The sequence below is a fragment of the Methylobacterium sp. P3_A11 genome, from assembly GCF_056403155.1.
Genome location: NZ_JBFUGA010000002.1, coordinates 95129 through 113294 on the forward strand (window position 1 = coordinate 95129; position 18166 = coordinate 113294).

Here is an 18166-nt window from a genome sequence, read left to right on the forward strand (position 1 = left end):
ACGTGGTCTGATCTAAGGGACCAACGCGGCAGCGCGGCTCAGATTGCCACCGGGAACAGTCCGGCAGCGGACCAGTAATCCAACACACGGCCCTGAACTTCGGTCTCGAAATGGTTCCAACTCGGGCACCTTGGCCATGAGGCAGGCCAGTGATCCGGCCGTTCGAAAGACGCGAGAAGAAGCGTGTCTGAAGATCTGACAAGCCAAAACGCGAGCCGACGTCTCACCCGCACGGGCTCGAAGGGGTGCCCGCCGCATCCCGAGCGCGCGTCTGACCCCGACGCGGCGGTAACGAACGCTCTTGCGCGTGTCGTTGAGGGAGAGATTCTGCCGCGTCTACGGCCGCTTCACCGGCAGCCAAGCCGCATCCGCTCTACGACGGGACAGCCGACCGGAGGCGAGACTGAGCGCCTCCACGCTCTGCTGCTCGCCCCAGTCACTGTCGATCTCGACGCGGAAGTCGCCGTTCTTCTGCGCAGCGACGAGACTCTGGGTGGCCTGCTCACCGCACTCCTGATCCCCGCAGTTCACCATCTCGGAGCACTTTGGGAGGATGATCTCTGCGATTCCCTGACCGTCACAAGCACTCAGCGACGCACTTGGTCTGTCACCGATCTATTTCAATCGAGTGCTGCAGGCCCTGCGGCGCCTAGACCTCACTGACTTGAGAGGCCGCACGCTCATCATCCTGGATTGGAGAGCTTTGAGCAAAGCGGCGAAGTTCGACCCGCACTTGAAGAGGCGAGCTTCTGGATGAGCGTTCGCTCGCAGCCCGCGCATGTGCGGACCGGCAGCAAGTACAGCCAGCTTATCTTTGCCGACGGCTATCTCGTCGCCGTCCTGGTGCAGCTCTCGGATGAGCACGGGAGCAGGGTGGGATGTGGTTTTTGGAAGCGGGGTCTGGCCCAGTTAGTGAAGTCATTCTACCTACCTTCGCCGACCTCGACGAGGCTCAGGGTTGGACCGGCGAGCGGCTCGCGGACCCCGGTGCCCCAGAATAGGCTCCGCAAGCGTGCCCATGGAACTTGGCTTCTGCGTGCGGCCCAGACACTGCCCAGGTGCACCGTCCAGATCACGTGGCCGCCGACTTCAGTCAGGTAGCTCGCCTTTGTGTCCAGGTATAGGTTTGAGCGTGCAAGGGTGGGAGCAGAATACTTCGGATAGCTGATCCCATGACTGCGAGTATTGCATCGTAGCTACCAACATTCGTGCCGTTATAACCGAGAAGTGTGCGAGGTGCATGCGTGCCAGACGTGGTCAATGGTAGAAGGCGGCACGTGGAATGCCGAGCATCTCCAGTGGAGCGTGTACCGGCAGATGCCTTGCACGATGAGCCACATGATCTCCAGCTTCTCGGGGCCGCGTAACCGGGTCCGAAGGGGAGCGTTCAACAAAACTGTACGCGAACTGTTCTTGCGTTCTGTAGGCGGCCGATGTTCGGATAGCTCCGAAGGGTATATGCAGCGTGACGGGGTGATCTCGCGGGCTTCGCCATGACCATCAATCGGCTGCACTGAAGGCCGGCCGGCATCGGCTTGCTGGAACCCGAAGCCTCCGGTGAGTGCGCGGGCCTACGATGAAGGAGTCGAGCCGGGCACTCTGACGAAGACGGTACGTTCACGGACAGCTACATGTTCGCGCGCCTTTACCATTCGAGCGATGACGTTATTGAGTGTACCTGTAGAATTAGGCATCTCACTGAGGGCTCATCCCGTGGCACAGCAAGAATTATTCTCGACCGAGTTCTGGACCGAGCTTGAGCGCAACGTCTTCTTCAAGGTGGGCACCGCTCTCAACACGGACGGCGCTTCGAGGAATCTGATGATTTTATACCTGCGCGACCTAGAGACGATGGCACGTACCGTCTGTGATCGGCGCCAGACCATCCAGATCATCGCATCAGGGCGAAGCGTTCTGGGGGATCGGACACCTGTGGGGCCGGGCGATGGCCCGTTCACGCATGCGCTCGCGTGAACGGATCGGGGCCCGTGAGACAGCCGGATACGTCATGAACGAGCACGCGTTCCAGATCCTGCTGGCGGCGTCTTTCACCTTCGGGTGCCCGGCGATCCGCCAGTGGCGCGAGCACGCGCGGGACCTGACGCCGGTCCTTGCGGCCACCACCGCCTGGTTGATCCTCTTCGCCGCCGCCATGTTGGTCGCGCAGGATGGGGTTGTCGGCTCCCCGGCTGGAAAGTCGAATGCCACTCCCTTGCCGAGCGCAGCCAAGGGCCGTAAGCCCGGCTGGAGACCAGGATACGATCCAGATCCAGGACAGAGCTTGCAGCGGAGGGCCGGCCTTGAAAACGCGTGGGACCGTTGAGGGCACCGGCCGGAAGCGCCAGGGCGAGAACGGGCCCCCGCAGACCCCACCCACGCGAGAACAGCACCGATGAGCTTCTCGGTCACGCTGTGAATGTCGTTCTTACTTCCTGAAATACGGCTTGCACGGTGGGCAGGAGGGTGCACCGTGACAAGCAACGCGATCCCGATCTCGTATCATGGGGCGAGTTCTAGCTGTAGACCCAGAAGCCGCGAGATCTCCGGTCCTGCCTCATCTGCGAGCAGGTCCGCCAATGTGTAACCGTCAAGAACCGCCAGGAAAGCTGCCAAAGCCTCTGCGAGTGCACGCTTCAGGCGGCACGATGCTGTGATCGCGCATACTCCACTTGCAAAGCACTCCACCAGTGCGAGATCGTCCTCGGTCTGCCGCACAACGGCACCGATGATGATCTCGGTAGCTGGCCTGCCAAGCCGCAGCCCGCCGCCGCGGCCGCGAGTGGTGCGGATCAGCCCCACGCGGCCGAGTTGATGCACCACCTTCGTCAGATGGTTTTCCGAGATGCCGTAAGCGCGCGCGATCTCGGCGATCGAACTCTGCCGCGGTTCATGCAAGCCGAGATAGATCAGCGTGCGCAGGGCATAGTCTGTGTAGCGGGTCAGACGCATCGCATGCCTTGTCTGAGCTGAAGGTATATAATTCTTGCATCTTTTAGGCCAGGGCGCCATAAGATGCAGCATTAATGCACCTTTGAGAGTTGCCGATGCCCACCCCACTCTCTCCCGCCACCGTCGCCATCATCAAGGCGACCGTCCCCGCCCTCGAGGCGCACGGCCTGACGATCACGAAGCGCATGTACGAGCGCCTCTTCCAGAACGCAGAGATCCGCGACCTCTTCAACCAGTCCCACCACGGCGAGACCGGCTCGCAGCCGAAGGCCCTGGCTCAGGCGGTGCTGGCCTATGCCCGCAACATCGACAATCTCGGCGTCTTGGCCGGAGCGGTGGAGCGCATCGCGCAGAAGCATGTCGCGCTGAACATCCTGCCGGAGCACTATCCCTATGTGGCCGACGCGCTGCTCGGCGCCATCGGCGACGTGCTCGGCGAAGCCGCCACGCCGGAGATCTGCGCGGCCTGGGGTGAGGCGTACTGGTTCCTGGCGGAGCTGCTGATCGGCCGCGAGGCCACGATCTACCGCGATCTGTCGGCCAAGCCGGGGGGCTGGAACGGCTGGCGCGACTTCGTGGTCGAGAGCGTCGCGCAGGACAGCGAGATGATCCGCTCCTTCGTCCTAGCTCCGGTTGACGGTGGCCCGGTCCTGCGCCACCGGCCGGGGCAGTACCTGGGCTTCCTGTTCAACCTGCCGGGCCACGGCGTGTTGAAGCGGAATTACTCGATCTCCTGTGCGCCGAACGACCGGGCCTACCGCATCACCGTCAAGCGCGAGGGCCGGGCAGACGAGCCCGCCGGGATCGTCTCGAACTGGCTGCACGATCATGCCCGATACGGGACGGTGCTGCGCGCGGCACCGCCTGCCGGTGACTTCTTCCTCGACCAGACCTCGAACGCCCCCGTCGTGCTCGTCAGCGGAGGCGTCGGGCTGACGCCAATGATGAGCATGCTGGAGACGATCACAGCGGCGACACCTGAGCGACCAACCTGGTACGTTCACGGGGCGCTCAACGGTCGTGTGCACGCGATGCGTGATCACGCGAAGGCGCTGACCGCCGGCAACGAGAACGTCCGGTTGCACACGTTCTACGCGGAGCCGGAAGCGCAGGATCGGCAGGGCGAGCACTACGATGCGGCCGGCCTGATCAGCGCTGACTGGCTCGTGGCTCAGACCCCCCGCGAGGAGGCGACCTACTATCTCTGCGGTCCCAAGCCGTTCCTCAGCGCGCTTGTGAATGGGCTTCAGCGTCAAGGCATTCCGGCCGAGCGCATCCGGTTCGAGTTCTTCGGTCCGGCAGATGAGCTGATCGAAGAGCCGCGGCAGGCCGCCTGAGCACGATGGCGCCGCTCCTTCAGGTGAGCGGCGCTACAACCGGGGGAGCGCCTGCGTGGACTACGCGCGTAAAGTGGCTGACGCGATCCTGTCTTCCGCCGCAGATGCGGTGATTGCCTCGGACAGCGAGGGGATCATCCGCATCTGGAACCCGGGAGCCGAGCGCATCTTCGGCTACACGGCCGACGAGGCAGTCGGCCGATCGCTCGACATCATCACGCCCGAGCGGCTGCGCAAGCGCCACTGGGAGGGGTACCGCAAGACCATGGCGACCGGGGAGAGCCGCTATGGTGAGGGTGCTCTCCTATCCGTCCCAGGCGTCCGCAAGGATGGGCGGCAGATCTCGCTGGAGTTCACCATCGTGCCGCTCAGAGATGAGCAGGGGGCGATGACCGGCGTGGTCGCGGTGATGCGGGATGTCACGATCCGCTTCACCGAACTGAAGGTTTTGAGAGAGCGCTTGGCCAAGCTCACCGAGCGGCACGCGGGCACACCATAGCGAGGGAGCGCATCATGGCTGGGCGTTCAACCAAACCGCCTGAGATGCCGTCGAATTCTGCGGCTCCCGAACTCCCTGAGTTCGGCGAGTACAGCTCTCCACCCTGTTTTATGCATGAGCTCGATCCCGACTTCGTCAGACCGAAGATGGAGAGGCAACCTTCTGAACCGTGCGCCTCTGCAGTCTCAGCATCCGACTGGCCGAGCGTGCGGCGGTGGCGAAAGGAGACCCGCACCGCCCTCATCGAGCGGCGGGTCAGCATCTCTGCCCAGGATCGCGCTGCTTGGAGCGCGCGCATCGGGCAAGCTCTCCGAGCCGCTCTACCCTCGGCATCAGGCATGTTGATCGGCCTCTACTGGCCCTTCAAAGGCGAGTACGATGCCAGACCCCTCCTGACAGGGATGCGTGAAGAGGGAGCACGACTGGCGCTTCCCATTGTCGTGGAGAAGGGGCGCCCCCTCCAGTTCCGAGCTTGGTCGCCAGGTGACCGCATGACCCGCGGCGTCTGGAACATCCCCGTTCCCGCCGAGGGCGAGGCCGTCGATCCTGACGTTCTGATCGCACCGCTCGTCGGATTCGATTCGGCCAGATACCGCCTCGGCTATGGTGGCGGCTTCTATGATAGGACCATCGCGTCCAGGCCGACGAAGCCGCTGGTCATCGGCGTCGGCTTTGCCCTTGCGCGGCTCGCGACGATTTACCCGCAGGCACACGACGTTCCTATGGACATCATCGTGACAGAAGACGGCGTCTGGCCAAACACGGATCGATCATGATCTCGCTTTGGAGTTGGGCTGGTGTCCACATTGGATAGCTTCTTAGCCGATGCGGTCCCGGCCTGTTCCGAATCGGGCCTGCGCGCGCTCGCCTATAAAGCTATACTGGGTGTGATCGCCGAATTGCGCATCTATGATCATCCCGGCGAGCTGCAGCTCGATGAGTGCAAACTTTCCGGGGATCTTAGGGTCAGCCGCACGCCCATCCGAGAGGCACTGACGATCCTGGAACACCAGGGATTCGTACGTCGGCGGCCGCGACACGGTGTGTTCGTTGTCAAGAAAACCAGGCGTGAGATCATCGAGATGGTTTATGCCTGTGCTGCACTGGAGAGCATGGCGGTCCGGTTGGCATGTGCCAAAGCGACGGAGGCGCAGCTCGGCGCGCTTCGTGCGAGCTTCCGCGCCCTCTATGAGGCAGATCCGACAGGTGAATATCACCGCTATTTCGAGGCTCGTTGGCAGTTCTGCCGCCATGCCGCCACGCTCGCGCAATGCGCGGAGATCCTGTCTATGCTTAACCACCTCCTGCTGCATTTGCGGAGCGTTCACGAGACGATATTTCGCCAGAGCATCGACCTCGCATATCTGAGGGCCGCGTACAGGGCCATTATCGAAGCGCTGGAGCTGCGTGACGCCGAGCTTGCGAGTCGGCTCGTTCTCGAAAGAGGCTTCAGGTTTGCTCGTGACATCGAGAGCTGCGGTAATTGTTTCGAAGCCCCAGACCCACGGAATTACTAGAAGCAAAAAGTTCAACTCTTTACGGAGCAGCAACACCGAGGCTGTGGGCTCATTACGTTCGATCATACAGCTAGCCACAGTCAGAAGCGCCCTCACAATCCACAGCGGCGCATTGGCCGCAACTCTCACGCTCCGCCTGCCCGCGAATATGTCGACAAAACGAACGCGGCTGTAAAGGGCGGCTCAATTCCAGGCCGCTGTAGCGGAGCAAAACCAGGCCACTGGCGGTAGGTGGGCTGAACGCTGAAGACGCCTGGGCGAGCCCCATCAGCCTTCGTAATTGATCGTCAGGGTCAGGTCGGTAGGACCTCACCAATCTCGGTATCATAGGGATCGGCGCAGGCCTGGTTTTGCTCCGCCGCGCCGGGGCGGCCGCGCCGGCTGCGGGAGGCTCTGAGGCGGTAGCTGTCGCTATTTACGCTTAGGATGCTGACGTGGTGCGTCAGCGGGTCCAGCAGCGCGCCCGTGAGCCGTTCCGAGCCCAGCACCGAGGTCCAGTCCTCAAACGGGAGCTTCGAGGTCACCACGGTCGAGCCACGCTCGTAGCGCTGCGAGAAGACCTTTACGCCGCAGCCGCCACCGAAGCTCGGCAACTCCCGACCTTCGCCAGAAAGGCCCGGACGATGCGGGCCATCTTGTTGGCCACCGCCACCGTCACCAGCATGCGCGGCTTTCGCGCCAGCATCTGCTCCGTCACGATCCCTTCGGCACACCGTGTCGACTTGCTTGATGCACGACTGAGCTGCCCTCAATGATGGCTCGCACGTCGCGTAAGGACCGCCCCAGCCGCTACTGGGGCTCAAACCGCTCGATGAAGCGCATGCCGTCCCAGAGTTCGACAAAGTGGGTCACCGCCAACTCCTGTGCCACGGCGATGGCAACATCATCGTCGCTGGCGTTCAGTCGCTCAACCCTGATGACCTCATTGGACGTGCTGATGTAGAGTAGCCGGTAATTGGGTGCTATCCGAGCGTTCCTCTGCGCCCCATCTAGATTGCTCATCGCGCCGATTATCTAAAAATGGGCGTGCTCCGCAGAGGTGGCACGCCCACAAGGCTGTCTCAAACATTGGGCCCGCCAAACTGGCGCGCCGCACGCAAAAAGCCGGCTATCCAAAACCGAGCAATCGTACTTTGGTCTGCGACCTCACGCCACCGTGAGCGACATGGAACCAAGCGTGACAATGCCGACGTTGAGCCGCTGCGAACCCTCTCGCCTGCGTTATCTTGTGTGCGTCCATGCCAGTGTCGCCCCACTTCTTTGGTGATCGCCTCTCCGAGCGCGACGGCATCGTGTTGGGAGTGGCGGCGGGGTTGAAGCGGTTGTTCCCGCTTCCCGATCACACGAACGACGTTCGCACGGATCAGCCCGAGTCCATGGTGGCACAACCTGCACAGCAGCAGCAGGCTGACAGCAGCACGGCTGCGACCGCCGAAAAATAACAGCCAGTTGAACGGCACTCGGTAAGTCCCCCTGCGGGCGCTGTATGCAACGCCGCCGAAGACATGAGCTGCTTTGCTGAACAGCTCGAAGCGTTAGCATTCGAAATGCATCGGAGATCAGTAGTCGCCGTCGGGAGCAGGGTTCGCACTGCGGCGGCTGATGCCGGTCTAACGCCTCAATGCGCGTATCGCCGCGGCACATACGGCCTACCAGTTTTCGACTCCGTACTGGAACAGGGCTCTGGCTGCCGGGTTTACCGGTCAGCGCGTGAAGGTCATCGCGTGATCCCAGGCGAACGGGCTGCTCTCATCCCCCCGAGAGCGGCCCGTTTCTTTGTCTACAATCGCAGCCATTACCGGCTGCCATTCTCGATCCAGGGCCTAGGCACAGGCAATTGGTGAGCCGCGGGTAATCGCCCCAACCATCGTGCTTTCCGGGTCACGTTGCGTACCCCGCCACGGTCATGAGAGCGGCATCAAGCCTCACCAGCCCGCAAGCGCATAGGACGGCGGGGCGATCCAGGACTACGTGAGCGCCTGTGGATGCAGCGAGGGCGTGCCGCAGTACGTCTCAGGCCTCAGCGGGCAGCCGCCGTGTGGCCTTCGGTGATAGAGGCGTCGGCGAACGTTCGGTCCACTGTACGTCCCGTTGAGCGCCACGCGCCCGTGGCATGCGGAGCAGCGCTTCGCAGCCATGGTGTGGTGAGCCGAGGCCTCATCCAGGCTGACGGCGCGCCATATGCCCCCGATCTTCACTTCACAGGTCTGCGGATCAGTGGTCGGCATAGCTCGGATTTGTCATGCTTTAGCGAGCGTCGCCAGCGCCTTGGCGTCACACCACCGTTCCGCTCACTCCTGAGCTTCGCCCAGATGCTCTTGCGCGAGTTCAGGCCAACCATCGCGTCCAGCCCCGTGCAGCAGGGGCGGTCCGGCGCTTCCCAGGTTGATCAGCACACCTCCAGTCGAGCGTGTCATCATCCCGGAGCACAGATAAGCCTTTTGCCGTCCTCTGAACGGGTGATGTCGCCTAGCTTACGGCGGCGCTAATATTCAAGCCCCGAAGTTCCGACAGGGCGCTTCACCGATGTCTCCAGCAAAGCGTAATGCCAGCCGCACGAGCCGGTGCCGGCGCAAGTCCGAACAGCCGCAGGTTTCGCAGCGCGGACATGGACCCTGGATCCTGCGCTGGATCGGAGCCGCCAAGCGCCGAGCCCGGAAAGCAGTGGGAGAGCCGACGGCGCCTACCGCCCAAATCATTCGTCTAAGCTGGGCAGACACCTTCGGTCGACCATCCCGTAGCGCGCCGGCTCGCCTCCTTCAACTCGCCGGAGTCATGGTTCCGCTGCTGCCGTTCTGAACACGACGGCGCGTTGCTCACGCTCGGCCGCACATCAATCGCCAGTGCCGGTCCTGCGCCGGTCAGCACGCGCTCCAGGCACGCCAAGACCAATCGATTTGGCCAAGGCAGAGCGACGCTCGGCATATTCCGGGGCGACCATCGGGTAGTCTCGGGACAGGCCGAAGCGGTCGCGGTAGCTGCGCGGGTCGAGGCCGTGGGCGTACAGGTGGCGCTTAAGCGTCTTGTAGGTCTTACCGTCGATGAAGCTGACGATACCGTTATGCTGAACCGACTTGCGGATCTGGGCCGCGCTCGGCTTCTCGACGTCGCCGTGTGGGACGCCATCGATCTTCATCGCCCCATCACCAGATGCGAGACCGGCGACGGCGCGATGAACCCGCTCGATCAAACCCGGCAGCTCGGCCGCCGGCAATGGATTGTTCGAGACGTAAGCGGCGACAATTTCGCCAGCCAGCGTTATTGAGTCGCGTGTATGGTCTAAGCTTTCTGCCGTCACTGCGCTTGCTCCCATGCTCGGATACGCGCAATACGCCGTATCCAAATGTTGTTTTTAAAACTGTTTACATATGATTTCCATTTTTTACATGACTAGACCGGAAATATTCGGACGCGTTTTCCAAATATAGCGATATCACTCGGATAACAACTATCAAGTAGTTAGATGTTGCCAACAACAGGGTCAGGTTGTAACGCGGTTCCGGTCCTCGTAATGCAGCACGCATTGGCAAGCGGCCTGCGCGCAGCGCCTCGCGGATGTTCATTACGCAGGATGTAGCGCTCGGGTTTCAGCAGGCCTGCGGTATGCTTTGCCGGTGTGGTTGGCGCCAGTCGGTGACTTGGTTGAGCAGTGAGGCTGTACCAAACCACGTGAGCAAGTTCGCTTCTCGCCGCATGGCTACCGCGCCACAACTGCCGTAGCTCGGCCTTATGACCTCCGACTTCGCTCTCTCACGCTTTTCGGCGCCGCCGTGTGGCGCATCGCCATAAAGGACCTATCCGCGCACGCTTCACCGTGCCGGTATCTGCCCCCAGCCCACTGGACCGCGGTTCGGGAAGCCGCCATCGACTTCTGCTACCGTCTGTTCGAACGCGTGAAGGCAGTGGAGCGGGCCATTAAGCCGGGTAGTAATGGTGGGCGGCGCTAGGTAGAGCATCCACGCCCGCCCTCAGCTTTGGAGAAACACCAGGCGGGCGTGGAAGGTCAGCGACCCATCCCGCCGCCAACACCGGCATCCTTACTCACAAGCGCCACAAGACAAAATATTTCGCCTGACGGAACGATCTTCGTCTTGCCGCGCCGGATCTCAGCATCCACGCCCGCCCCCAACCCGTCAGGTCGGAAAGGTCGGGGGCAGGCATGAAAGGTCAGCGGGGCGGCAGCCGACGCCGACCTGCCCAACCTAGGTTCGGCGCTCAGGTCCGTCTCTGCGACGGATTAGCTGTTCCTGCGAACCCTCTTCGCACATTCCAGTACGTTGCGAGTGGATTGCTCACTGCCGGCCCGATCTACGCACTAGGCGGTGGGCAGGGCGGAAGGGGAAGAGCAGAAGCCTCGCCAGCGCCGTGACCACCAGGACCGCGATGACGGTGAAGATCGCCAGGGCGGCGTTAAACATGCGCACACCCTTCGGTTAGTCGCTCGCCCGCAGCCTCACTCACCGCCCGCTGCGCTTGTAGGCCGTGATCGCGCGGCGACAGTTCTCAGAAAGCTGGCTCATGTGTTTCTTGAAGCAGGCGTTCATTTTAGGGCTGCTTGGGTCCACGTCGCCGCAGAACGTAGCCGCGTCACCCGAACAGTACCGCTGAAGCTCTTTACTGCCGTGCTTAGGCGTCGCCGCGGAGACGGGCACAGCGGCGAGGACCAGCAACGAGACTGCCACGACAAGCTTCTTGAGCAAGGATTATCTCCAGTTCTGACTGGCATCAGAACGGGACGGCATTCGGTGTCGTTCCGCGGCCAATTGCCCTACAGAAGGAGTCGATGTGGATCTTGATCACAGACGGAACGGCGCGCCCACAATCTCACCGCCGATCGCGCCCAACATTGGGTTAACCGTGCCGCCGAGCCGGCGATTCGTATCCGCTTGGCGCCGTCGTGATAACGCGATCCGCTCACGAGAGCAGCGCCTTCGCCTCCTCCCAGCAGCGCCGCACGACCTGCTCGGCCGGCTCAGCAGAGGCCAGACGAGCTGACTGGCCTGCCCAAGCTTGCATGCGCTGTACGTCGCCCGCCTTCTGAGCCGTAGCACGCATCGCGGCCGTAAGGGCACGCTGGACTGGATAAGGCGCGGGTACCGGCGCATCCGCCGCGGCAGCGGCTCTCACATAGCCGTTCGTGAGGCTTCGACCCGCCCGGCCGCTGAAAGCGCGGGTGACAGAGGTGTCTTCGGGAGCAGTGAGCGCCAGTGCGTCGGCCCAGGCTGGGTGGATGCCAGCTTCCGGGCAGCGCAGGAAGCCGGTGCCGATCTGTACCGCGCTCGCACCTAAAATCAGGGCTGCCGCGATGCCGCGGGCGTCGGCGATGCCGCCCGCGGCGATCACCGGGATCGAGACGGCATCCGCGACTGCGGGCAGCAGCGCGAACAATCCGACCTGCTGCCGCTCGGCCTCAGCCGCGTCGAAGCTGCCGCGATGCCCACCTGCCTCCGAACCCTGAGCGACGACTGCATCCGCCCCGGCACGCTCGGCCGCTCGCGCTTCGGCAACCGTCGTCACGGTCGCAAACCATGCGATCCCGCGCACCTTCAGCTCGGCGACGAACGGTGCTGGATATAGACCCATGATCGAGGAGACGATGGGAGGTCCCGCCTCCAAGATCGCCCTGCACTGCGCCTCAAAAGCGAACGGTACGGCATCCGCAGCCTCGGGCGGAACTTCAGGCCCCCAGCGGCCCAGGAAGTCGCGCACCCGCGCCTCATGCGATGGATCGCGGGCCGGCGCAGGATCAGGGATCCACGTGTTGATCTGGAAAGCGCCGTTTGAGCCACCGCGAGCCGCTTCCGCCCACGCCAGGATCTCATCAGGCCGCATCAGGAGGGCGCCGCAGGCACCGAGGCCCCCGGCTTTTGCCACGGCGACTGAAAGCGCCGGAGGACAGGCGCCCGCCATAGGTGCCAACAGGATTGGCGCCTGCAGGCCGAACCGAGAGCAAAAGGTTGCAGCTCGGCGAAGGGCAGCGCTCATACTTCGATCCGGCTCCGATCCAGGTGACGTGTTTCTGAGAGCATACGCTGACCGGCTCATGGCTGTCAGGCCGCAGCGATCCTCAACATTGACTTAACCGTGCGCCCCGGCTGACGTAGACCGTTCCGGCCCAGCTGCTCTGGCGAGCAGTCTAGCACCACCCGGCATCCATCCGCATCGTTGAAGGGCCGCCGAGGGACAGCGGGCGGCCTTGACCGATGCGGACAGGCAAGATGCGGTTTTGGCCGCATTGGGCTGCGAGGCAAAAACCGGTATTTCTGTACTGGTATCCTGCCAACGCCAGTGACCCAGCACGATGGTGAAGTACCGCTTTTGCGTGGCGCTCCGGCACCTTGACGGAGCAGTCGACGAGCCCGCGCGCGAGGAAAGCATTATGGCCAGGAATGCCGACGAGGCCATTGAGGCAGCCAAGCGCATCCATGTCGATATGATCGGCACAGGCACGAACTCGATCTACCTGCTCGACCCCACCGGGCACGTGATTTGGTCGCTACGTCTTGGCGAGGTGTGGCTGGATCGAGATTGCTGAAGGCAGCGTGTGATCTGGACCGATCAGGTCGAATGACAATTCTTACGGGTGGTGGGACTTGGCGAGCCATGCAGTGAGGATATGTAGGCGAGCGTTTACCGAAAGGACCCAGCTCGACTCATGGCGAAGACTTTAAAGGAGACCCGAGCATGAGCGCGGACGACCCGCAGCACCATGCTCAGAATGCTGACGAGGAAGCTCCAACCCTCTCCGACGAGATCCGTCAACACCTCGGCCGCTTGCTGGCCGCGGCTTATGTGGAGGTGAAACCCGAGCCTTACGGGATCGAGCGCTTCGCCGATCTCCTGACGCGACTTGGGGCTACACTGGATGAGGCAAGCCGCCGTGATGCAGCTGAGTTTCGCGACCGGTTACTCGCTATGACCCCTGGGCTGCGTCGGTTCGCGATCTCGCTGACTCGTGACTCAGCGGCAGCCGACGACCTCGTGCAGGAAACGCTCCTGCGCGCCTGGGATAAGCAGTCGAGCTTCGCAATGGGCACCAACTTCGAGGCGTGGCTGTTCACGATCCTGCGGAACGTGTTCTATACCACGCAGCGCAAGAGGAGCCGCGAAATATCCGACGGTGATGGTATCCACGCCGAGCGGTTGGTCAGCATCCCGGAACAGGATGGCCGCCTCGACCTCGGGGATATGCGCGTAGCCCTCGACCGGCTCACACCGACGATGCGGGAGGCTTTGGTCCTCGTGACGGTCGAGAATCTGACCTACGAGGAAGCCGCCGCGATCATGGGCTGCCAAGTCGGCACGGTGAAGAGCCGCGTCTGGCGCGCTCGGGAGCAGATCGTGCGGATGCTCGGCTACGGCGGGTCCGAGGTCGGCAGCGACGCGGTGACGCTCTCCGTGACGGATGGCTCGGTATGACCYGCATCCGCCACAGAGTGACCTAACCCCGATGCTGCTGAGCTGAGCACCTCGCTCGCCTCAGGTGCCCGCCTGCAGTCGTCCTGTTCTCAGTGACCTCCGCCGTCACCGCAACTGCCGCCATCGCCGCTCCCACCCGAGCAGCCATTTTAGGCGGCCCTCGGCGCATGCGGCGTGAGAGCGTGATCGACTTCGGTGTGCAGTACGACGACCGTGATGCCGAGGCGATTGCCGATGCGGCGACGTGGCCGACCATGCGCTTCGTGACCCTCAAGTCGGAAGCGCAACTCGACATGCAGATCCTGCACCGGGTCCGCGATCAGCTCGTCGGCGAGCGGGCGGCCCTGATGGACCAGATCCGCGCCATCCTGCTGGAGCGTGGCCATGTCGTGCCGCAGGGTCATGCCAGGTTGGCCGCCCGCCTGGCACGCCTGCTCGACGACGAGGCGGCAACGGATCCGGGAAACCTCGCTGACCACGGCATCGAGTGCGAGCGCCGCGGTGGAACCGACCCGCTGCTGACGCGATCCTCGAACTGGACGAGGGCCTGTTGGAGGAAGCCGGCGTTACCCTTCGCGACCGGCGGAGCCAGGGCGGCCGGCATCTGGGCTGCCGGTGCACCGGCGGCGGGAATCGCGGAGACCGCGCCGCGCCATGAGGGATGTAAGTACCGGTCGACGAGGCTTGGATCGCGCCTCAGGTATCGCGAGATTTCCTCCGCGTTCCAAAGTCGGAACTTGATGCCGCGCCGCCCAAGCCCCCTCGTCAGGGCGCGCCGTCTCGTTCATGGCATCGTCGCTACTCGTGCGTGATGGCGAGGAGGAAGTACCGCATCCGCCAGCCGGCCCAACGATCGTCCGGGTGCCGGCCAAAGACGTCCAGCCACAGGCGGAAATCCCACGCCTCGATCCGTCGATAGCACCTCGCCGCGACGACGCCCGCCGGCTCGCCGTCCTCATCGAATCTTTCGACATCGGCATCGAGCTGCTTCGTGCCGTTCACGCGCTTCAGCGACGCGCGCACGACCAAATCCGGGAACACGACCCAGGTCAGGTCCCGGCACAACGCCTCCGATTAGCGGCTTCCGACCGCAATTAGCGGCAGCAACGTTTCGCGATGAAGCGGGCGCGCGGGATCTCCGCGGCCGAAGCCGTACCCGTGTAGAAAGCCCGGTGACAGGGCGGCGGCTCGGGGGAGGTGGCCTTCTCGGTTGCCGTTCGCGAGCGCTACTTCGCCGGATTCGCGGTGGCTTCCTTTTTTGTCGAACTCGAACCCATCCGCGCCCGCTAAGGCGAAGCTTACGACGACCGCCGGGCCTTCGCGCGATAGCATGCCCTCGATCCTCGGAACAAACAAAGAACATCTTTGAGGCGGCGGGTCGAGGCTCCGCGATTGGCCTATCGGCTTGCGGTGAGCCTTGCCGTGGAAAGATCCGATTGGCGGGCAGAGCGCGGGATTAATTAGACCCGGCGCTCGGGATTTATTGGGATTTATCCAAGTTCGCGGCTAATCGAAGCCGCTGATGCCACTCACTTATTTTCGGCGAAAGATAAGTGGTGGAGCTGAGGGGATTCGAACCCCTGACCTCCGCAGTGCGATTGCGGCGCTCTCCCATCTGAGCTACAGCCCCGTCGAGGCGCCGGCCTTGTAGGCGCGGGCGGCTCAGCCTGTCAATTCCCTGTTTCAACGTCGCCCGCCGCGCGCCGCTCCGGCGCTGGGGTGCGGGCGCCCCGAGGATAGCACGCGAACCCGCATGAATGCCCTGATCTGGCTCTTCGACACGGTCGTCCAGCTTTTCATCTACGTCCTCATCGCAAGCGCGGTTCTCAGCTGGCTCGTGGCGTTCAACGTGGTGAACGTGCGCAATCCCATCGTCGCGCAGATCGGCGAGGTGCTCTATCGGCTCACCGAGCCGGTGCTGCGGCCGATCCGCAACCTGCTGCCCAATCTCGGCGGCGTCGACATCTCGCCGATCATCCTCATCCTGCTGCTGCTGTTCATCAGTCGTCTGCTGCATGAATACGCTGTGCCCGCAGCCTATGTTTACACGCAGTAGGGTCGAACGCCCGTGAAGACGAATCCCGGCCGCTTCTTCGAGGATTTCCGCCTCGGCGAGACCATCCGCCACGCCACCCCGCGCACCGTGACGGTGGGCGACGTGGCGCTCTACACGGGCCTCTACGGTCCCCGCTTCGCCGTGCAATCCTCGGACGCGTTCGCCCGCGCCTTCGGCTATCCGAAGAGCCCGCTGGACGACCTGCTCACCTTCCACATGGTGTTCGGCAAGACCGTGCCGGACGTCTCCCTCAACGCGCTCGCCAATCTCGGCTACGCCGAGGGCGGATTCCGCCGGCCGGTCTATCCGGGCGAGACGCTCTCCACCGTGTCGGAAGTGATCGGCCTCAAGGAGAGTTCGAACCGCCAGACCGGCGTGGTCTACGTCCGCTCGGTGGGCTCCGACGAGCAGGGCGAGCCCGTCCTCAGCTATTGCCGCTGGGTCCTCGTGCGCAAGCGCGATCCGGAGGCGACGGTGGCCGAGGAGCATGTGCCGAACCTCGCCAAGGTGGTCGATCCCAAGGACCTCGCGGGCGTCCTGCCGACGCTCTCGGCCGCCGCCTACGACACGGAGCTGGCCGGCAGCCCCCACCGCTTCGCGGATTACGCCGTGGGCGAGAAGATCGACCACGTCGACGGCATGACCGTCGAGGAGGCCGAGCACCAGATCGCCACGCGCCTGTTCCAGAACACCGCCAAGGTCCATTTCGACGGGCTGGCAGCCAAGGACACCCGCTTCGGCCGGCGCCTGATCTACGGCGGCCACGTGATCTCGCTGGCGCGCGCGCTGAGCTTCAACGGTCTGGCCAACGTGTTCGCGATCGCCGGGATCAATGCCGGCCGGCACGTGGCGCCGCTGTTTGCCGGCGATACGGTCTATGCCTGGAGCGAGGTGCTGGCGACCGCCGATGTCGGCCGCGCCGATGTCGGCCTCCTGCGCCTGCGCACGGTCGCCACCAAGAACCAGCCCTGCGACGCCTTTCCGGATCGCGCCGGCGAGGGCTACGACCCGGCGGTGATCCTCGACCTGGACTACTGGGCGTTCGTGCCGAAGTAGCCCGCAGGCTCCGGCGCGCGCCGCCGCACGCCATGGCGGCGACCCGCATCCCGAAGGCGCGCCCCGTGACGGTGCGGCGGGCGCGCCCGGAGGACGCCCCCGCCGTGGCCGCGATCCACGTCGCCGCGTGGCACGAGACCTATACCGGGCTCCTGCCGCCCGAGATGATCACGGCCCTCACCTACGAGGCCCGGCTCGCCTGGTGGGCGCAGATCCTCAGCTCTCCGCCCGCCACCCCCGGCGGGGCGGCCTTCCTGGCCGAACGCGGGGGCGAGGCCGTCGGCTTCGGCACCTGCAACGCCCAGCGCTCAGACCTGCTGGCAGCCGCCGGCTACGACGGCGAGATCAGCGGCCTCTACGTCCTGCGCGCCGCCCAGGGGCAGGGGGTCGGGAGCGCCCTGACGACAGCCCTTGCGACGCAGCTGCAGAAGGCCGGGTATGCCGCCGCCGGATCGTGGGTGCTGCAGGGTAACGCCCTGGGGCGACGGTACTGCGAAGTCCTCGGCGGGACGCGGGTCGAGGCCGCGGTCCGGGGACAGGGCCGCCTCGCGGAGGTCGCCTATGGCTGGCGCGATCTCGCTCCGCTCGCGGCGGCGGGGGATCGAGGCCGCCGACGGGGGCGCGGCGGACGGAGCGCGAAGACGCGGACGCGCGACGACGGGTGACCGGCAGGGCGGACACGGGCCGCCCGCGCCTCAGCGGATACCGCGTCCCACCACCCCCGCCTCGACCGCCAGGGAGAGGCGGTCGGTGACCGCCCACTCGACGCCGACGCCCGCCACCGGCCGCACCGCGATGTCCTGGCGGGTGATCGGCAGGGTCGACGGCGTCGGCCCGATGCGCAGCGTCTCGTGCGCGGCCACGACACCCCCCTTGGCGTAGAGCAGGACGTCCGGCGCGACGAGGGTCCCCACCTTCACCTCCAGGGCGCCGGCGAAATCGCGGGTGTAGGCGAGGCGCCCGAAGCCCGGGGTCAGGGTCCCGTCGAGGCCGGCCAGATAGTCGAAGCCGCCGCTGATGCCGTAGAGGATCGGACCCTCCTGCCACATCCGGCCGGCCTCGAGGCCGAGGGTGGGACCCGAAAAGCCGCCGCCATGCCGGGATGAACTGACCGCGTAGCCGGTCGAGAGACGCGCGTAGGACCCGGTCCAGCGGCCGTACGCATCCTCGGGCATCTGCGGCCACGCGAAGGATGGCAGCGGCGCGAAGCCCACGGACGGCCAGAACAGCGCCTGGGCGGCGGCGGGACCCGGCGGGAGGCAGCCGGCGCCGAGCACGAGACCGGCCGCGAGGCGGCGGAACGGGCGGGAATCAGCGCGTCTGATCATGCCGC

The 18166-nt window shown here is 64.4% G+C and carries 20 protein-coding genes, 1 tRNA gene and 4 pseudogenes; 13 read left to right on the top strand and 12 right to left on the bottom strand.

The window, feature by feature from the left end; all coding sequences use genetic code 11:
- Positions 1-336: 336 nt before the first annotated feature.
- A complete protein-coding gene (locus AC1DXK_RS01175) occupies positions 337-534 on the bottom strand; it encodes a hypothetical protein (protein ID WP_477296527.1) in 198 nt (65 codons plus the stop codon).
- Between the two features lie 58 nt (positions 535-592).
- Here AC1DXK_RS01175 and AC1DXK_RS01180 point away from each other — a divergent pair.
- The 3 genes and pseudogenes from AC1DXK_RS01180 to AC1DXK_RS01190 form a co-directional block, all read left to right on the top strand.
- A pseudogene (locus AC1DXK_RS01180) lies at positions 593-757 on the top strand (Crp/Fnr family transcriptional regulator); the annotation flags it as partial.
- 956 nt (positions 758-1713) lie between these two features.
- Positions 1714-1974, top strand: a complete 261-nt coding sequence (locus AC1DXK_RS01185; protein ID WP_477296529.1) for a hypothetical protein — start codon at positions 1714-1716, stop codon at positions 1972-1974.
- Between the two features lie 34 nt (positions 1975-2008).
- Positions 2009-2323, top strand: a complete 315-nt coding sequence (locus tag AC1DXK_RS01190; protein WP_477296531.1) for a hypothetical protein — start codon at positions 2009-2011, stop codon at positions 2321-2323.
- 176 nt (positions 2324-2499) lie between these two features.
- On the opposite strand, the gene AC1DXK_RS01195 is transcribed toward AC1DXK_RS01190, so the two are convergent.
- The gene (locus tag AC1DXK_RS01195) at positions 2500-2949 is read right to left on the bottom strand and encodes an Rrf2 family transcriptional regulator (protein WP_477296532.1); all 450 of its coding nucleotides are present in this window, start codon (positions 2947-2949) and stop codon (positions 2500-2502) included.
- Positions 2950-3044: 95 nt separating this feature from the next.
- Here AC1DXK_RS01195 and hmpA point away from each other — a divergent pair, with 95 nt between their 5' ends.
- The 4 genes from hmpA to AC1DXK_RS01215 are packed head-to-tail and all read left to right on the top strand — an operon-like array spanning position 3045 to position 6302.
- The gene (hmpA, locus tag AC1DXK_RS01200; RefSeq protein ID WP_477296534.1) at positions 3045-4286 is read left to right on the top strand and encodes an NO-inducible flavohemoprotein; all 1242 of its coding nucleotides are present in this window, start codon (positions 3045-3047) and stop codon (positions 4284-4286) included.
- Between the two features lie 55 nt (positions 4287-4341).
- Complete coding sequence (locus AC1DXK_RS01205; protein WP_477296536.1) at positions 4342-4785, top strand: PAS domain-containing protein; 444 nt, start codon at positions 4342-4344, stop codon at positions 4783-4785.
- Between the two features lie 14 nt (positions 4786-4799).
- Positions 4800-5561 carry a 5-formyltetrahydrofolate cyclo-ligase gene (locus AC1DXK_RS01210; RefSeq protein WP_477296538.1) on the top strand — a complete coding sequence of 254 codons (762 nt, stop codon included), beginning with the start codon at positions 4800-4802 and terminating at the stop codon, positions 5559-5561.
- Positions 5562-5582: 21 nt separating this feature from the next.
- Positions 5583-6302, top strand: a complete 720-nt coding sequence (locus tag AC1DXK_RS01215; RefSeq protein ID WP_477296540.1) for a GntR family transcriptional regulator — start codon at positions 5583-5585, stop codon at positions 6300-6302.
- 293 nt (positions 6303-6595) lie between these two features.
- Here the strand turns inward: AC1DXK_RS01215 and AC1DXK_RS01220 are convergent.
- From AC1DXK_RS01220 to AC1DXK_RS01250, 7 genes and pseudogenes are all read right to left on the bottom strand, one after another.
- A pseudogene (locus AC1DXK_RS01220) lies at positions 6596-6865 on the bottom strand (ATP-binding protein); the annotation flags it as partial.
- Positions 6865-6987, bottom strand: a pseudogene (locus tag AC1DXK_RS01225) (IS110 family transposase); the annotation flags it as partial. The pseudogenes AC1DXK_RS01220 and AC1DXK_RS01225, both read right to left, overlap by 1 nt.
- A gap of 104 nt (positions 6988-7091) precedes the next feature.
- Complete coding sequence (locus tag AC1DXK_RS01230; RefSeq protein ID WP_477296542.1) at positions 7092-7304, bottom strand: hypothetical protein; 213 nt, start codon at positions 7302-7304, stop codon at positions 7092-7094.
- A gap of 1831 nt (positions 7305-9135) precedes the next feature.
- Positions 9136-9600 carry a Ros/MucR family transcriptional regulator gene (locus AC1DXK_RS01235; protein ID WP_477296544.1) on the bottom strand — a complete coding sequence of 155 codons (465 nt, stop codon included), beginning with the start codon at positions 9598-9600 and terminating at the stop codon, positions 9136-9138.
- Positions 9601-10594: 994 nt separating this feature from the next.
- Complete coding sequence (locus tag AC1DXK_RS01240) at positions 10595-10720, bottom strand: hypothetical protein (RefSeq protein ID WP_477296546.1); 126 nt, start codon at positions 10718-10720, stop codon at positions 10595-10597.
- A gap of 39 nt (positions 10721-10759) precedes the next feature.
- Complete coding sequence (locus AC1DXK_RS01245) at positions 10760-11002, bottom strand: cysteine rich repeat-containing protein (protein ID WP_477296548.1); 243 nt, start codon at positions 11000-11002, stop codon at positions 10760-10762.
- Between the two features lie 214 nt (positions 11003-11216).
- Entirely contained in the window at positions 11217-12287 is a 1071-nt protein-coding gene (locus AC1DXK_RS01250) for an NAD(P)H-dependent flavin oxidoreductase (protein ID WP_477296550.1), read from the bottom strand.
- Between the two features lie 316 nt (positions 12288-12603).
- Here AC1DXK_RS01250 and AC1DXK_RS01255 point away from each other — a divergent pair, with 316 nt between their 5' ends.
- The 3 genes and pseudogenes from AC1DXK_RS01255 to AC1DXK_RS01265 form a co-directional block, all read left to right on the top strand.
- Positions 12604-12837 carry a hypothetical protein gene (locus AC1DXK_RS01255; RefSeq protein ID WP_477296552.1) on the top strand — a complete coding sequence of 78 codons (234 nt, stop codon included), beginning with the start codon at positions 12604-12606 and terminating at the stop codon, positions 12835-12837.
- A gap of 149 nt (positions 12838-12986) precedes the next feature.
- Positions 12987-13721: a sigma-70 family RNA polymerase sigma factor gene (locus tag AC1DXK_RS01260; RefSeq protein WP_477296554.1), complete on the top strand. Its 735-nt coding sequence runs from the start codon at positions 12987-12989 to the stop codon at positions 13719-13721.
- Between the two features lie 206 nt (positions 13722-13927).
- Positions 13928-14176 (top strand): annotated as a pseudogene (locus tag AC1DXK_RS01265) (IS110 family transposase); the annotation flags it as partial.
- A gap of 343 nt (positions 14177-14519) precedes the next feature.
- On the opposite strand, the gene AC1DXK_RS01270 reads toward AC1DXK_RS01265, so the two are convergent.
- Together AC1DXK_RS01270 and AC1DXK_RS01275 are read right to left on the bottom strand one after the other, a co-directional pair.
- Positions 14520-14744: a hypothetical protein gene (locus AC1DXK_RS01270; protein WP_477296556.1), complete on the bottom strand. Its 225-nt coding sequence runs from the start codon at positions 14742-14744 to the stop codon at positions 14520-14522.
- 531 nt (positions 14745-15275) lie between these two features.
- Positions 15276-15351: transfer RNA gene (locus AC1DXK_RS01275), tRNA-Ala, on the bottom strand.
- A 123-nt stretch (positions 15352-15474) separates the two neighbouring features.
- Between AC1DXK_RS01275 and AC1DXK_RS01280 the strand changes: the two genes are divergently transcribed.
- From AC1DXK_RS01280 to AC1DXK_RS01290, 3 genes are read left to right on the top strand one after another with little or no spacing between them, the layout of a single operon-like run.
- Positions 15475-15777, top strand: a complete 303-nt coding sequence (locus AC1DXK_RS01280) for a YggT family protein (protein WP_020091350.1) — start codon at positions 15475-15477, stop codon at positions 15775-15777.
- A gap of 12 nt (positions 15778-15789) precedes the next feature.
- Entirely contained in the window at positions 15790-16833 is a 1044-nt protein-coding gene (locus AC1DXK_RS01285; protein WP_457107621.1) for a MaoC family dehydratase, read from the top strand.
- Between the two features lie 32 nt (positions 16834-16865).
- A complete protein-coding gene (locus AC1DXK_RS01290; protein ID WP_457107622.1) occupies positions 16866-17498 on the top strand; it encodes a GNAT family N-acetyltransferase in 633 nt (210 codons plus the stop codon).
- A gap of 30 nt (positions 17499-17528) precedes the next feature.
- On the opposite strand, the gene AC1DXK_RS01295 is transcribed toward AC1DXK_RS01290, so the two are convergent.
- Positions 17529-18161 (bottom strand): outer membrane protein, encoded by a 633-nt coding sequence (locus tag AC1DXK_RS01295; protein WP_457107623.1) that lies wholly within the window; start codon positions 18159-18161, stop codon positions 17529-17531.
- Between the last annotated feature and the right edge of the window lie 5 nt (positions 18162-18166).

Coding starts and splice junctions, on each gene's coding strand:
- AC1DXK_RS01280 (WP_020091350.1), top strand. CDS start 15,475: ATGAATGCCCTGATCTGGCTCTTCGACACGGTCGTCCAGCTTTTCATC.
- AC1DXK_RS01195 (WP_477296532.1), bottom strand. CDS start 2,949: ATGCGTCTGACCCGCTACACAGACTATGCCCTGCGCACGCTGATCTAT.
- AC1DXK_RS01190 (WP_477296531.1), top strand. CDS start 2,009: ATGAACGAGCACGCGTTCCAGATCCTGCTGGCGGCGTCTTTCACCTTC.
- AC1DXK_RS01175 (WP_477296527.1), bottom strand. CDS start 534: ATGGTGAACTGCGGGGATCAGGAGTGCGGTGAGCAGGCCACCCAGAGT.
- AC1DXK_RS01250 (WP_477296550.1), bottom strand. CDS start 12,287: ATGAGCGCTGCCCTTCGCCGAGCTGCAACCTTTTGCTCTCGGTTCGGC.
- AC1DXK_RS01230 (WP_477296542.1), bottom strand. CDS start 7,304: ATGAGCAATCTAGATGGGGCGCAGAGGAACGCTCGGATAGCACCCAAT.
- AC1DXK_RS01290 (WP_457107622.1), top strand. CDS start 16,866: ATGGCGGCGACCCGCATCCCGAAGGCGCGCCCCGTGACGGTGCGGCGG.
- AC1DXK_RS01210 (WP_477296538.1), top strand. CDS start 4,800: ATGGCTGGGCGTTCAACCAAACCGCCTGAGATGCCGTCGAATTCTGCG.
- AC1DXK_RS01255 (WP_477296552.1), top strand. CDS start 12,604: ATGGTGAAGTACCGCTTTTGCGTGGCGCTCCGGCACCTTGACGGAGCA.
- AC1DXK_RS01295 (WP_457107623.1), bottom strand. CDS start 18,161: ATGATCAGACGCGCTGATTCCCGCCCGTTCCGCCGCCTCGCGGCCGGT.
- hmpA (WP_477296534.1), top strand. CDS start 3,045: ATGCCCACCCCACTCTCTCCCGCCACCGTCGCCATCATCAAGGCGACC.
- AC1DXK_RS01260 (WP_477296554.1), top strand. CDS start 12,987: ATGAGCGCGGACGACCCGCAGCACCATGCTCAGAATGCTGACGAGGAA.
- AC1DXK_RS01240 (WP_477296546.1), bottom strand. CDS start 10,720: ATGTTTAACGCCGCCCTGGCGATCTTCACCGTCATCGCGGTCCTGGTG.